At 44.0% G+C, this 14,469-nt stretch carries 13 protein-coding genes; 3 read left to right on the plus strand and 10 right to left on the minus strand.

Going from position 1 to position 14,469, the window contains the following annotated elements:
• Positions 1-407: 407 nt before the first annotated feature.
• On the plus strand, positions 408-1,370 hold the full coding sequence (locus tag R7041_RS19775) for an integron integrase (RefSeq protein ID WP_064368574.1): 963 nt from the start codon (positions 408-410) through the stop codon (positions 1,368-1,370).
• A gap of 43 nt (positions 1,371-1,413) precedes the next feature.
• Here the strand turns inward: R7041_RS19775 and R7041_RS19780 are convergent, their stop codons facing one another.
• The 8 genes from R7041_RS19780 to R7041_RS19815 all read right to left on the minus strand — a co-directional run bounded on the left by R7041_RS19780 (position 1,414) and on the right by R7041_RS19815 (position 9,303).
• On the minus strand, positions 1,414-1,887 hold the full coding sequence (locus tag R7041_RS19780; protein ID WP_054574728.1) for a DUF2947 domain-containing protein: 474 nt from the start codon (positions 1,885-1,887) through the stop codon (positions 1,414-1,416).
• A 13-nt stretch (positions 1,888-1,900) separates the two neighbouring features.
• Positions 1,901-2,488, minus strand: a complete 588-nt coding sequence (locus tag R7041_RS19785; protein ID WP_005376917.1) for an HD domain-containing protein — start codon at positions 2,486-2,488, stop codon at positions 1,901-1,903.
• 1 nt (position 2,489) lies between these two features.
• Entirely contained in the window at positions 2,490-3,074 is a 585-nt protein-coding gene (gene rimJ, locus R7041_RS19790; protein ID WP_005376916.1) for a ribosomal protein S5-alanine N-acetyltransferase, read from the minus strand.
• A 36-nt stretch (positions 3,075-3,110) separates the two neighbouring features.
• Positions 3,111-4,655: a transcriptional regulator TyrR gene (gene tyrR, locus R7041_RS19795; RefSeq protein ID WP_017820442.1), complete on the minus strand. Its 1,545-nt coding sequence runs from the start codon at positions 4,653-4,655 to the stop codon at positions 3,111-3,113.
• A gap of 100 nt (positions 4,656-4,755) precedes the next feature.
• Positions 4,756-5,796, minus strand: coding sequence for a YcjF family protein (locus R7041_RS19800; RefSeq protein WP_005388274.1), 1,041 nt, complete (start codon positions 5,794-5,796; stop codon positions 4,756-4,758).
• Positions 5,793-7,169, minus strand: coding sequence for a YcjX family protein (locus tag R7041_RS19805; RefSeq protein WP_064368575.1), 1,377 nt, complete (start codon positions 7,167-7,169; stop codon positions 5,793-5,795). Before R7041_RS19805 ends, R7041_RS19800 begins: the two co-directional genes overlap by 4 nt.
• 256 nt (positions 7,170-7,425) lie before the next feature.
• Positions 7,426-7,611, minus strand: coding sequence for a hypothetical protein (locus tag R7041_RS19810; protein WP_005376906.1), 186 nt, complete (start codon positions 7,609-7,611; stop codon positions 7,426-7,428).
• 174 nt (positions 7,612-7,785) lie between these two features.
• Positions 7,786-9,303: a fumarate hydratase gene (locus tag R7041_RS19815; RefSeq protein ID WP_017636098.1), complete on the minus strand. Its 1,518-nt coding sequence runs from the start codon at positions 9,301-9,303 to the stop codon at positions 7,786-7,788.
• Between the two features lie 270 nt (positions 9,304-9,573).
• On the opposite strand from R7041_RS19815, the gene pabB reads away from it, so the two are divergent.
• Positions 9,574-10,938, plus strand: a complete 1,365-nt coding sequence (gene pabB, locus R7041_RS19820) for an aminodeoxychorismate synthase component I (RefSeq protein ID WP_042522775.1) — start codon at positions 9,574-9,576, stop codon at positions 10,936-10,938.
• A gap of 332 nt (positions 10,939-11,270) precedes the next feature.
• On the opposite strand, the gene R7041_RS19825 is transcribed toward pabB, so the two are convergent.
• The gene (locus R7041_RS19825; RefSeq protein WP_005376903.1) at positions 11,271-12,971 is read right to left on the minus strand and encodes an ATP-binding protein; all 1,701 of its coding nucleotides are present in this window, start codon (positions 12,969-12,971) and stop codon (positions 11,271-11,273) included.
• A gap of 7 nt (positions 12,972-12,978) precedes the next feature.
• On the minus strand, positions 12,979-13,518 hold the full coding sequence (locus tag R7041_RS19830) for a heme NO-binding domain-containing protein (protein ID WP_005388282.1): 540 nt from the start codon (positions 13,516-13,518) through the stop codon (positions 12,979-12,981).
• 231 nt (positions 13,519-13,749) lie between these two features.
• Here R7041_RS19830 and R7041_RS19835 point away from each other — a divergent pair, with 231 nt between their 5' ends.
• Entirely contained in the window at positions 13,750-14,349 is a 600-nt protein-coding gene (locus tag R7041_RS19835; protein ID WP_005376901.1) for a CoA pyrophosphatase, read from the plus strand.
• Positions 14,350-14,469 lie beyond the last annotated feature (120 nt).

Below are 14,469 nucleotides of genomic sequence, written 5' to 3' on the forward strand. Positions count from 1 at the left end.
ACCAGTCACATTCAAAAACTGAGAACTCAATGCATTACAAACCCTTTAAACATGGGCACGTACGTGAATTTTCCCTGGGAACATAGACAACTCTTTGTAAAATAGATATTTAGTTAATGCTGAGTATGATACTTACGACAGAAGAGTGCAGCAAGTTGATTATGGAATTTGATAGGTACCAGAAGTAACATAACGCTTTCTATACGGCGATTTGCCGTTTTTCTGGCAGGCTACCGCCTTCTTTCTTATCAAAAGCGCTATCAATCGTAGCACTTATATGTATGAAACAAATAGAAAAACAGTATGAATATGTGTGGTAGCGCGCGCAATTAGTCGGCGCACAGCACGCTAATTTCAAAAGTGGTGATACATTAACGGAGCTGTATAAATAAACAGGTTAATTTATCATGAAAAGTCAGTTTTTACTTAGTGTAAAAGAGCACATGCTTACTCGTCATTATGCGAATAAAACTATCGAAAGTTATCTATTTTGGATAAAACGCTTTATCACTTTTCACCAACTTGTACACCCATCAACACTAGCAGAAGATGATGTCATTCAATTTCTGAGTTACTTAGCGGTAGAAGAAAAAGTTGCGGTAAAAACGCAAGCTTTGGCGCTGAACTCAATATCATTCTTATATCGTGATTATTTCAAAACCCCACTATCACTTGATATGAGATTTCAGAAATCCTTGACCGAAAAGAAACTTCCCGTTGTATTAACCAGGGAGGAGATCCGAAGATTCGTTCAGCATATCGACCCGAGGTATAGACTCCATATTCAGCTGCTTTACGGCTCAGGGCTTCGAGTTATGGAATGTTTACGCTTAAGAGTTCAAGACATCGATTATGATTATGGTGCAGTTCGCGTTTGGCAAGGAAAAGGAGGTAAAAATCGTACAGTCACATTAGCCAAAGAACTGCATGAACCACTCAAAGCTCAAGTTAATTTAGCAAGAAACTATTACTTTAAAGATAGGCACATGCCTGGTTATGCGGGCGTATACATCTCTGAAGGTTTACGACGTAAATACCCAAAAGCGGAGCTAGATTTTAACTGGCACTTTTTGTTTCCATCAACAAAGTTAAGCGCAGATCGAGACACTGGTGAACTCAGAAGGCATCATATCAATGAAAGCGCAATACAAAGAGCAGTAAAGCGCGCGGCAAGCGACGCAAGCATTGAGAAAACTGTAACTTGCCACACACTAAGACACAGTTTTGCCACGCACTTATTGGAATCTGGCGCAGACATTAGAACTGTTCAGGAACAATTAGGGCATACTGATGTGAAAACCACGCAAATCTATACTCACGTTATCGAGCGCGGGGCTGGCGGTGTGTTGAGTCCATTATCCAGCCTTTAGAAAAACAAAGCCACCTCGAAAGGTGGCTTTGCTTTATAACTCGTTATTGACGAACACCGAGTTTCACATTGCCTTTTGAATCAAACCAAAGTGCTTGTGAACGGCGACGTCCTATTAGTATCGGACCATCGTCATAAAAGAGAAAGTTCTTCCAGTGCTTTTTAAAAATAGACCATTTCGTTTCGATGACATTGTACTTCTCGTAGCAAAAGTAAACGGTCACATCGTCTTGCCAATCGATATGTGCCTCAACTTCCGCTAGCATGTCAGGTTCATCCGACTCCCACGCAGCCATCCAATCCACAGTTTCAGACCAATTCGCCTCATTCATTGGCCAGTCTTGGGAACTAAGTCTATCCATATCAGGGCTTTGAGCACTGATATTTTCTTTCCAAAATTGTGCTGAACGGGCTTGGTTCATCGGCTTAATAAAAGCCAAATCTTCTTCTGGCACAGGCATCGACTGATGCGTAAAAATCCATTTTCTTTGGTATTCATCCAAAGGCAAATAAGACATTCAGTCTCCTTTATTACGATTTCAGCCAACCTTTCTCTGTGGCTTCTTCAATCAACTCTTTCGCTTTGTCCCATAAGGTAACAGAGCCAAATTCAATTCGTTTATTAATGGTAAGTGCTTGTTCGCGTGAGACACCATGTTCCTTCCAACTCTGACCATTATTATGGTAGTTCAAGAGCATTGGAATTAATCGATCGAGTGCTTTTGCATACTTAGCATCATCGGTCTGCGCGGCTTCAAATTCATGCCAAAGCGCCAATAGCTCTTGCTCCTGATCGCTGGGTAACATACCAAACAAGCGCTCTGCAGCTCTAATTTCTTTTTCTGCTTGCTCTTGAGACGCAGCAGTATCATAAACAAAGGTATCGCCCGCGTCGATCTCTACTACGTCATGTATCAATAACATTTTCATCACTCGGCAAATATCAACAGGTGCATTCGCATGCTCTTCCATCAATATTGCCATCAGTGCGACATGCCAACTATGCTCACCACTATTTTCGAGGCGCCCTTCAGCACTTTTAACTCGAGTTCGGCGCAAAATGCTTTTGAGTTTATCGAGCTCGATTACAAGTGCTAACTGCTTTTCCAATCGTTCCATACTATCGCCCTTCTGGCTGCCAATTCGGATTAATAAGCGACGTTAGAACGTGGTCTTGCCACTCACCATTAATCAAAAGGTAATCTTTTGCATACCCTTCTCGGTTGAAACCTACATGCTCTAGCACAGCTTCACTACGTTTATTGTGAGGCATGTAGCCAGCTTGAATACGATGCAGTTTCTGAACGTTAAACATGTAGTCGCAAGCCATGGTTAATCCACGACGCATATAACCATGCCCTTGCGCTTTTTCAGCGAGAGAATATCCGACGTTACAAGAATAAAAAGGAAAACGACTCAAACTACTAAAGGATATCGTACCTAGCATTTCACCCGAAGAGGCTCTGACTAAAAGGCAATAATACCCCAATCCCATTCGATGCAGCTCATTGAGCTTGATAAGCTTTTGCAACCAACCGTTCACTGAGAAAAAAGCCTCTTCACGTTTCGGTTCAAACGGTTTCAGGTATTCTCGGTTGGCTTGAAAATATTCGGCAATCATATCTGCGTCACCGATTTCAGCGGTACGAAGAAGCAAGTCACCGTCCAACTTATGAACGGCGATAGATGAGCTGTTATCTTCCATTACAAATGATTAATTCCGTCTTTTCGTTCAATTCGATTAATTCTTACGTATACCGTAATCACGCAGTTTATTAGCGATTGAGGTATGCGATACATTCAAGCGCTTAGCAAGCTTGCGGCTTGATGGGAATGACTGATACAAACGTTCCAGAACTTGAGATTCATAATCACGCATGATCTCATCCAAAGAACCGTCGATGTTAAGCGTTGCACTACCAGCGCCGACTGACTGAGGCTGAGGTAAATTGAAGTGATCCGCGTTTAGTATATCACCATCCATTTCCGTGAGCGCTCGAAGAACCATGTTATCCAGCTGGCGCATGTTTCCTGGCCACTGATAATTTGCAAGGGCATCAACTAGACCATCATCAAACTCTGGCTTATCAATCCCAAGCTGTTGAGCATGTTTCGCCACAAACAACTCAAGCAATGGTGCAACGTCGTTTGAGCGCTTACGTAACGGAGGAATGCTGAGCGTAAGTACGTTGAGACGATAATACAAATCTTCACGGAACATTCCTGCTTCAGAAAGCTCGGCAAGGTTATGTTTTGTTGAAGCGATGATACGAACATCGACATGCATCTCATCTTCTGCACCGACACGACGGAAATTACCATCCTGTAGAAAACGTAACAGCTTGATTTGAAGGTGCGAACTCATTTCACCGATTTCATCAAGAAATACCGTGCCGCCATTTGCTTGCTCAAAGATGCCTTTGTGGCCTTGTTCATGATTGAATGAACCCGGCGCATGACCAAAAAGTTCGGTTTCTGCTACATCGTCAGGCATAGAAGCACAACTCAAAACTAGGAATGGCTTGCTCGCGCGGCTAGAACGGCTGTGGCAAGCTTTAGCAAGCATTTCTTTACCAGTCCCCGTTTCGCCCTCAATCAACAATGGTTGGTCAAGCACAGACAGCTTCTTAGCTTGGTTCATTAGTGCTTTATGACGGTTCGATATACCAACAAAGTGCTCAAAACCCAGAGGATTATGCAGCGGTAGTGCTTCTTCAATTCTGGCAACTTGCTGACTAGAGCGAATCGTCATTAGAGTACTCGCTAGAGTCGAGTTTTGCGCTTCGTCTCGGATATAAACGGGCATCAACTCTAGAACATAGTCCAAGCCATCAATCACAAGGTTTTCCCGCGTTCGACCATTAACACCTTCAGACCAACGAGAGAAACGAACACTTGGTAACAAAGCACCGATTTGAGTACCAATCACTTCTTGCTTGTGAAGGCCAAGCAATGAAAGTGCAGACATGTTTGCCATGTCTACGGCACCTTTAAGATCAATGGCAAAAACCGGATCGGGCAAGTTATCAACTAACGAGAGCAGCTCCGTATTGTGGCGCTCCATCGGCATAAACTGGATTTTACGTACGTCTTTCACCCCCGGAATACGGCGGATTTCAGCCATCAGCTCACTAAACGTATCAAAATCAATATCCGGGCAATTCAAATAGATAATACCGCTAATATCGATTTCGATACCACGCAAGTCGATGCTTTTAGACGCTAAAATATCGAGCAGTTCTCGGGTCAAGCCGAGTCGATCTTCACATAAGACTTCAAGACGCACTTAAAATATCCCAATTCACAACTGTCAGGAAAAGTTGACAGTAGTTTCTATCATGCTTGGAATGGCGTCAAGCAATCCTATCCATCAAAGTTGATATTCGTTACGGTTTCATCGTAATTGATGCAACTTTCGCCGCCACTGCCTTGCGTATGGTGCCCAACTTAACCTGACGGTCAGGATACCAGGGTAGTGGACGCAATAAGGTCATCGCTTTCAAGCCCAAACGTGCCGTTAGAATACCAACACCTAGTCCCTGCCCTGCACGAGCAGAAACTTTGCCAGCAAGATCCATCGACATCAAATCCATACTGGCATCAATAGCGAGCTCACTGGCTCCAGCCGCCGCCATATTGACAAATACCGCTCTTAGTAACTTGATGCGAGAGGCATAACCTAGCTCTACCCCATATACTTTGGAGAGGTTGTCGATCATTTTGAAATTTCGCCACGCCACCAGCAACATATCAGCGGCAGCCAGAGGGCTCACGGCGACTAGGGCCGCACACTCGGTTGCGTGCTGTGATACGATTTTCGTTGCCAACTTGTCTTGTTGGCTCACCACCATCGAGTCATACATATCAAGAATTTCAGCGTCACTATGAGCAGGGTTAATACTGTTCTGCCAACGATCAAAGCCCGGATTCTCTGCCATCACACCACTTTGTTCTGCTACGGTTTCGCAAAAGGCTTTCCCTTTCCCAACGCTCTCACTATTAACAAGTGCTTCTGCTTCTTCTTGAACACTAAAATGATTTCGTAGTTTTCGCAGTTTCCAAAGCTCTTTACCCATAGCTCCTAAACCAAGCGAAGCGATCGCAGCAATAAACCCCGTCCAGCTTAAGGCCAGCCAATCAGAAGCCTGAATTGCGGTTATAACCGAGTCCACCGCTTGCCAGCCAACCAAACCAGCAAAAGTTGCAAATGCGCCAGTCGCGAGCCATTTTCTGCCCGATTTTGGACGAATGACATGCTCGAGTTGCAATTCCTGTTCGGTCTCCTGGTGCGCTTCTTTAACTTCAACAGGTACAAATGTTTCTTTTTCGCCGAATGTTTGCTGCGCCGTCAACTCCGGTTGATTCGATTGCTGCTCTTTTTCCATTACCTTTTCAGAGAAAACTTGTTTTTGCTTCAACTCACTCATTTCAATTTATCTCCAATCAGGTAATCCAGTGCTTTGTCTAAGCGTATGTGCTTCACTGGCTCATCATTCGGTGAGGGCATCGGACGAAACGACGTAAAATCAAACCCGTTGTTTTGCCAATAAGCTGCATTTGGTAGCTTTTTCGGCACCTCTCCGGGAAACATAGTCATCGGCTCACCACCCAATGTTGTTCCTTGTAACGCCGGGATGGTCTTATCTCCAGAGGAAATAAACCCCGTCGTGGTTGCTTGGATGGAAGCGATACTCATGCAGCTCATCTCAATATTCTCGTAGGCTGCCGTTTGCCATGCTGGATGCACCATTTGTTGGAGCAGAGACACCAAATTTGGGTGCTGATCGGGCGTGATATGATCCGCTTTTGTAGCAGCAAACAACACTTTGTCGATTTTTGGTGAGAACAAACGACGCAAAAAGCTACTACGACCATAACGGAAGCTATGCATGATCTGTTCTAGCGCTTGGCGCATGTCGTAAAACGCTTCATCACCAGCATTGAGAGGCTGCAAACAATCCACCAGTACAATCTGGCGATCGAAGGTCGCAAAATGATGCTTATAAAACGCTTTCACTACTTTCTGTTGGTATTCCTGAAAACGGGCTTCTAGCATCGCTAAGTTACTGCCCTTGGACGCTTTGCTTTCCGAATCAACGCGACACGGGAAAAACTGTAGTACCGGCGCACCTGCTAGTTCACCAGGTAATACAAAGCGGCCAGGCTGAACCCAATGAAGGCCAACGTCTTTACAAGCATGAAGGTACTCGGTGTATGTGTGTGCAACTTTCTCAAGTAGTTTCTCATTCACTTCTGCAAAGAGATCCACTTTCTCCAGTTCAGAAAGCCAAGCTTTGGCTAAATCGCCACGCTGGCCTTTAAGTGCATCAAACTGAGTTTGCGACCACGTTGCAAAGTCCATGTCCAATAAAGGCAGGTCGAGCAACCACTCTCCTGGATAGTCGATAATATCAACATTTAAAATTGCGGTTTTACTCAACAGCTTTTTCGTAGTTTTATTTGGTTTGTACTTGAGCGCTAAGCGAATCTCACTCACATCACGTGTCGGTACTGGCCACTGAGGTGGAGTGGCATGAATTTGGCTCATCGCCTCATCGTAAGCAAAGCGTGGCACCATCATATTCGATTGAGGCTCACGCTTCGCCCCAATAAGGCGCTTATCTCTAGCCGCAGTCAAAAGAGGCAAATTGTCATGGGTTGCAGTATGAAGAAGCTGATTCACTAATGACGTGATGAATGCCGTCTTACCGGCACGAGAAAGTCCGGTGACAGCAATTCGAACATTAGAGTCCATACCTCTGTTGATAAAGTCATTAACTTCTTTCTTTATTCTCTTCATTACGCTTCTTTATCTTACTCCACTTTAAAACAACGTTGTCAGCGACTTCGAATTTCGATCTATGAATACTGTTCTATCCCGAATTCTATGAGTTTAACTTTATATACCTTAATAAAAGATGAACAAAACATCCGGCTTGATGCTGTATTAAAAAAAGAAAAGCCCCTGAGTGGTTCAGAGGCTTACTTAATCTACAGCATTAGTAACTCTATATGCGCTGATTACTATGTTAAACAGGAACCCGCTTTCTTTAAGCCTAGTCGTCTTCGATCAACTTATAGATAACAAATAGAGCGATTTCCAAAATCAACCACAACACACATGTGATGGTTACGTACTTTTCATCAAAGATGCTGATACCGTGAAGAATCAAGTCATAGCCAACAAAGCCACCTATCACTACAGCAAGAATAATTTGTAGAATCTGAATAAAACGAGGCATGCCGTCTCCTAATTATTGTTCGCATAACGTTTGATTGCTATGCCTAAAGGTTTATATCCTTAATTATATAGACAAAAAGTGCAGGTTTCGCTGCACTTTTGTCAATTGTTTGCTAGGTAAATCAGCACCTTGTCACATTCTCTCTACTGAGACGCAGCAAGATTGCCCTTTGCCTTATGCTTCCATCTCTTGAATTTTCACTTTCCAAGTGTCTGGACCGATTTGGTGCGCGTTAACACCATTTGAGTCGACAGCCACTGTTACTGGCATATCTTCAACTTCAAATTCGTAAATCGCTTCCATACCTAAATCTTCAAATGCGACAACGCGAGCTTTCTTGATCGCTTTCGCCACCAAGTACGCAGCGCCACCGACAGCCATTAGGTAAACCGCTTTGTGATTCTTGATAGATTCAACCGTTGCAGGGCCACGCTCAGCTTTACCGATCATGCCCATGATGCCTGTTTTTTCTAGCATCATATCGGTGAATTTATCCATACGCGTTGATGTTGTTGGGCCAGCAGGACCAACGACTTCATCACCAACTGCATCGACAGGGCCTACGTAGTAAATAAACTTACCGTTTAGATCTACGCCTTCAGGTAGACCTTCGCCATTATCTAGCATGCCTTGAATACGTTTATGCGCAGCATCACGACCAGTCAGAATTTTACCTGATAGAAGAACCGTTTCGCCTGTCTTCCACTCTTGTACTTCTTCTTTAGTAATTGTGTCTAAGTTTACGCGACGCGTATTTTCGCCCGCTTCCCAAGTAATGTCTGGCCAATCTTCTAGTTTAGGTGGTATTAGCTCTGCTGGGCCGCTACCATCAAGCGTGAAGTGTACGTGACGAGTCGCCGCACAGTTCGGGATCAAACAAACAGGCTTAGAAGCCGCGTGCGTTGGCGCAGTTTTGATTTTAACGTCGACAACAGTCGTCAAACCGCCAAGACCTTGCGCACCGATACCAAGTTTGTTCACGCGATTGAAGATATCCAAACGAAGCTCTTCTTCTGCGTTTTGTGGGCCACGGTCAATAAGCTCTTGAATATCGATGTGTTCCATTAGAGATTCTTTTGCCAATACCGCTGCTTTTTCAGCCGTACCGCCGATACCAATGCCAAGCATGCCAGGAGGACACCAGCCCGCCCCCATTGTTGGTAGCGTTTTTTCTACCCACTCAGCAATATCGTCAGATGGGTTTAGCATCACCATCTTAGTTTTGTTTTCGCTACCGCCGCCCTTCGCAGCGATCTGAATTTCAACTTTATCGCCCGGAACCATGTTGATATGTACGACGGCAGGCGTGTTGTCTTTGGTATTAATACGTTTACCAGCAGGGTCCATAAGTACTGACGCACGCAACGGGTTATCAGGGTTCGTGTACGCTTGTCGAACACCTTCATCTACCATCTGCTGAACCGTCATGTCGGTCGAATCCCATTGCACGCCCATACCGATGTTGACGAAACACGTCACAATACCAGTATCCTGACAAATTGGACGGTGACCTTCTGCGGACATTCGGGAGTTAATTAGGATCTGAGCAATCGCGTCTTTCGCGGCTTGACTCTCTTCGCGGTGATAGGCTTTTTCAAGAGCTTGAACAAAGTCTAGCGGGTGGTAGTAAGAAATATACTGTAGCGCATCAGCGACACTGCTGATCACATCCTGCTTGCGTATTACCGTCATTACATGCCTCGTTATAGTTATGCTTCCATTATTGGCTTGGCTTCAATCGTGTTTGTTAAGCTTATTGCTCTTTTGAGCTTCGTTTTTTATAAACAATTGTCGAACGGCTGATATCGACACACGAAATGCTGAAGTTGCCTACTTGTAAACCATCTCAAAACCCTATGAATAGAGGGAGTTTGGCTACACAGAGGAATATGATACTCTTGCTGCCCATGACATGCCATGCAGTGAACGATCTCTTTGTCACAAATTACACAAATGAACAACATGGACAATCAATTCATTGATTTTAAAGCGTTGGAATACGCACCAGAGTTTGCTCTTCACCTTTTTTCTCGCATTCAACACCAGCCTTGGGCGATGTTGCTGCGTTCTGCATCAAAAACGCATATCGATAGCCGCTTCGATGTATTGGTTGCCAACCCAATTGCAACGTTAGAAACCACTGCCGACAACACACAAGTTGAAACGCCATCGAATGCCTATTCAACTCAAGATGACCCATTTGCGCTGCTTCATCAGATGCAAGAACAGTGGCTTCCTCACGTAGAGTTAAATAAAGAATTGGATTTGCCTTTTGTCGGCGGTGCGCTAGGTTACTTCAGTTACGATTTAGGTCGCCGCGTAGAAACGATGCCAGAAGTGGCAGAAAAAGATCTCAACACGCCGGATATGGCGGTAGGTCTGTATGAATGGGCCGTCGTTGTTGACCACAAGCTTAAAAAAGCATGCTTAGTCGGTCAGAACATCGAGCAAGCTTGGCAATGGTTAAACGAGCAAAAAGCAGAACAAACCGTTGACTTCGCTTTGTCTGGTGCTTGGCAGTCAAACATGACAAAAGAGAGCTACGCCACTCGCTTTGACAAGGTGCAAGAATACTTGTTGAGCGGTGACTGTTATCAGATCAATTTGGCGCAACGCTTTAACGCACCGTATCAAGGCAGTGAGTGGCAAGCGTATCTAAAATTAGAGTCCGCCAACCAAGCGCCATTTTCCGCTTTTATCCGTATGCCTGAGTCTTCGATTTTGAGTATCTCTCCAGAGCGCTTTTTAGAGCTCAAAGATCGCGTCATTGAAACAAAACCAATCAAAGGTACTCGCCCACGCAGCGAAGATCCAAAGAAAGATAACGCTAATGCCCATGACTTGCAGACAGCGGAAAAAGATCAGGCAGAAAACCTGATGATTGTCGATTTGCTGCGTAATGATATTGGTCGGGTTGCATCACCGGGTAGCGTTCACGTGCCAAAGTTGTTCGATATTGAAAGCTTCCCTGCCGTGCATCATTTGGTGAGCACCATTCGTGCAAATTTGGATGAACAATACGCTCCTGCGGATTTGCTGCGAGCGTGTTTTCCAGGCGGTTCAATTACGGGAGCACCTAAAGTTCGCGCAATGCAGATTATTGAAGAACTGGAGCCGCATCGACGCAGCGCGTATTGCGGCAGTATTGGCTACATTTCACGCCATGGTCGTATGGACACCAGCATTACTATCCGAACTCTTGTAGCGGAAAAAAACAAACTTTACGCTTGGGCTGGCGGCGGCGTCGTGGCAGATAGCGATTGCGCCTCTGAGTATCAAGAAACGTTGGATAAGCTTTCAAAGATTTTGCCAGCGCTGCAATCGTAGGTTTCAACAGCACACAACGCCGCTTTAATGCTATTGACGAAAACAATCTAAAACGCCTCCAGAACGGATAATGCCGCTCATTTAACAGCGAGTGGCATATTTCTGTATCTCATCACCCTGCACAGCGACGAAGGAGCGTGATACAGGTTCTTCTATTCAAGCACTTTGTGGTCAAATTTGTTTCATTACCCGCTCATCGTGCTGCTACTAGATTCTTAGTCTCGCCAAGGCTCGCTAGAATGACCCAAAAAACATCGTTAAATGATCGGCATTATCATGTACTTTAGCTTTTAGCCGTTGGCCAACAAAAATTCTTTTTTAAAAGGAAGCGTCTACTGCTCAAGCCACTTACACATAATCTGTTCAATATCGGTTGCGGTGTACGGCTTAGTGAGGATGTCGTCCATGCCTGAATCAATACACTTTTGACGCTCTTCGATGGTAGTGCCAGCGGTTAATGCAATAATAGGATGAGTAAAGCCACGCTCTCTCAGATACATCGTCGCCTCATAACCATCCATTTCAGGCATTCGGCAGTCCATGAATATCAGTTCGTAGTCTTTACTTTTCACCGCTTCTAATGCTTCTTTGCCGTTGGCTTTTAAATCAGGTGTAATGTCGAGTTTTTTCAGCATTTGAGTAACAATGACTTGATTCATTCTGATGTCATCAACCACTAATATTGAGCGTCCTGCTAAATCGCTTCGCTCTATGGTGACCAATTCCCCCTCTGCTGTGCCTTGTGCTTGCCCTTCCTCAAGAGGAATAGCAACTTTAAAAGTTGTCCCTTTGCGCTCTTCACTCTCAAAGCTAATTTGACCTTGCATCAAATCCACGAGATTTTTACAAATCGCGAGACCTAAACCTGAACCTTCAAAGCTGCGTTTCGCCGAGCGATCAACTTGGACAAATGGATCAAATAGTGACGGCTGTGCTTTTATTGGGATGCCAATACCAGTGTCTTCAACCTCAAAATAAGCCGTGCCGTTAAGCCATTCCACACGTAACACGACACCACCCAAGTGAGTAAACTTAATCGCGTTTCCCACCAAGTTAACCAAAATTTGTGTAATGCGCTCTAAGTCACCGACTAAAAATTCCGGGATCCCCAGCTTTTTGTCGATAGAGAAATGGATACGTTTTTCCGCAGCCTTAGCGGCAAATACACCCATGATGGCTTTTTCAAGCTCCTCCCAGGCAAAAACTTTATGTATGATTTCCATCATACCGGCATTCATCTTACTGAAATCAAGAAGATCATTAATGATAACTCTCAATAAGTCCCCTGATTGAGTCAAATTGCTCAAGTATTGACGCTGCTCTTCTTCTAATTGGGTTCGACTCAATAACTCCGCACTACCCAATACGCCATTGAGAGGAGTTCGCAGCTCATGGTTAATCATGGCGACAAACTCCTTCGTCGCTTTTTCTGATTCCTCAGCCCGCTTTCTCAGCTCGACCTCTCGCTCTAAACTTAAGTGTCGACCAATAACACCATGAACTAAGTCAGACACGAGCTCCATCTGTTTGGAAATAAAAGACTGATCGATTTGATCTTGCAACACAGAGAAAATCAACTCCCCAACCGTTTCCCCATCAATGATAACTGGCAAATGCAAATTCTCTCCCTGCCAATTAGGAGTGGTGAAAATCTCGTTGTTATGACGAAGCTGTAAGTGACCAAAGTGATGACGACGTAATGAGCTCAGCTTTGTAGCGTCAAGAAACAAGTAAGCCGCAGAAATGATCGAGTTAGAAGTGAGCTGCTCAATAAAGCTCGCTATCATTGCTTCATCGAACGTGCTCGATAAAAAAGTACGACCGAACTTAATCAACGTGGCATCAATTTGCTCTTCAAACTCAAACTTACGCAGATCCTTTTTAGATTTCAGCTCCAGCTTTTTCAATGCAACACTGAGTTGCTGGTTGGATTCATATAACTCTAAGCTTTTCTGTTCCAACAGCTGCTCAGCTGCTTTTCTTGATGCAACTTCTCGTTTGAGTTTCCTTTCTAATGAGGAACTTCCCGTCATATCGTTCTTATTGAGCCTCTAACCAAAAACGTACTTTGCTGCCATCTTCTGACTGGTTTTGATGTTTGATATGAACTACCTCACCAAAATGTGCAGCACAACCTTTTATCAATCCTAAGCATACGTGAGACATACATCTTGCGCTGTGGTAGTCAAATACCAATTGGGATTGGTTTTCACTAATGAAATCAAATTGCGGAGGGTTAGCATCAGGATAGAGCTTCTTAACTTCGACATGAATAAAATCTTCAACATGGCGAACAAATTGAAACGTCGTTTCACACTGTTGCAAACTGGCGTGACTAGGAATAGAGCGAAGTAAATTCAAAAAGACGCACTCTCCAAACACCTCTTGCAGTTGCTCGGGGGGAACACCAGATACTTTACTGAGATTCACGATCAACTTAACTAAGTCTTTGTGATCGTAACTACCAACAGCGGTGTAAACACCTTCATCGTTAGAAAGATCGAGAACTTGGTCTAACACATCAAGACCGAATTTCTCTTCCACTAACTCCATGAACTCGGTGAAAATAATCCCTTTCATTGGCCAATACTTGCCCTATAGTGACGTCCTAAAATAAAGAATGGTGTATAACCTTATAAGTTTCAAATTAATATGTTCAAGTAGAGTGAGACACACGACACAAAGAGGGAAAGTGCTGGCGAGTGTTTTAATGCGAATGCTTTATTTGGTAACCAGTAACGATAACGCCATACGCTTTGCCGTCTTTGAGTATAATAAATAATGGTTAGGCACGATAAATAAGGACTCAGTTTGGTTATCGACAAAACTCATTTACTACAGAACTTTCAATTTCGGCTTCCAACGGGCTACCACAAAGAGTCCCTTGCACGACTGAAATGGATGAAAGAAAAGTCCCTGAGAGATGCGGCAGTCTTAATCGGTTTTGTGGAACGCGATGACGGGTTACAAGTCATTCTGACTAAGCGTGCAGCCCACTTACGCCATCATCCGGGACAAATCAGCTTTCCCGGTGGCAAATATGAGCAGGAAGATATTCAGCTCGTGAATACCGCTTTAAGAGAAACCAAAGAAGAAGTTGGGATAGAAGATGAGCATATTCATGTGTTTGGTCAACTGCCTACACTACCAACGATTAGTCAGTTTAATGTGACACCTTTTTTGGCTTTTGTTTCTCCGGAATATAAAACGCATATTGACCCAAATGAAGTAGAGTCAGTTTTTGAGGTTCCTGCCAACCATATTCTGAACCCCAAAAAATTGTATAGCACCAAATTTGACCTAAAAAGAAGCAGTCATCGTGTATTTGCTATCCCATATAGACAGCATTTCATCTGGGGCATGACGGCACAAATTATCGAATCAATGCAAAAACATATTATTTCACATTAAACAGTTGTTGATATCGGTGCTTTTATAGGCGCGATCATTATGCGCATCAATATTAATAAAACGTTGCTTCATAAACATTCATTCACATTAGATTAATTTTCCATTTTCACCGCAAACGCT

The organism is Vibrio sp. 1751 (genome assembly GCF_033339895.1).
GTDB lineage: Bacteria > Pseudomonadota > Gammaproteobacteria > Enterobacterales > Vibrionaceae > Vibrio > Vibrio alginolyticus.

Bases quoted from the DNA above. Each gene is read 5' to 3' on its own strand.
- R7041_RS19775 (WP_064368574.1), top strand. From the start codon at position 408: ATGAAAAGTCAGTTTTTACTTAGTGTAAAAGAGCACATGCTTACTCGT.
- R7041_RS19780 (WP_054574728.1), bottom strand. From the start codon at position 1,887: ATGTCTTATTTGCCTTTGGATGAATACCAAAGAAAATGGATTTTTACG.
- R7041_RS19785 (WP_005376917.1), bottom strand. From the start codon at position 2,488: ATGGAACGATTGGAAAAGCAGTTAGCACTTGTAATCGAGCTCGATAAA.
- rimJ (WP_005376916.1), bottom strand. From the start codon at position 3,074: ATGGAAGATAACAGCTCATCTATCGCCGTTCATAAGTTGGACGGTGAC.
- R7041_RS19800 (WP_005388274.1), bottom strand. From the start codon at position 5,796: ATGAGTGAGTTGAAGCAAAAACAAGTTTTCTCTGAAAAGGTAATGGAA.
- R7041_RS19805 (WP_064368575.1), bottom strand. From the start codon at position 7,169: ATGAAGAGAATAAAGAAAGAAGTTAATGACTTTATCAACAGAGGTATG.
- R7041_RS19810 (WP_005376906.1), bottom strand. From the start codon at position 7,611: ATGCCTCGTTTTATTCAGATTCTACAAATTATTCTTGCTGTAGTGATA.
- R7041_RS19815 (WP_017636098.1), bottom strand. From the start codon at position 9,303: ATGACGGTAATACGCAAGCAGGATGTGATCAGCAGTGTCGCTGATGCG.
- pabB (WP_042522775.1), top strand. From the start codon at position 9,574: ATGGACAATCAATTCATTGATTTTAAAGCGTTGGAATACGCACCAGAG.
- R7041_RS19825 (WP_005376903.1), bottom strand. From the start codon at position 12,971: ATGACGGGAAGTTCCTCATTAGAAAGGAAACTCAAACGAGAAGTTGCA.
- R7041_RS19830 (WP_005388282.1), bottom strand. From the start codon at position 13,518: ATGAAAGGGATTATTTTCACCGAGTTCATGGAGTTAGTGGAAGAGAAA.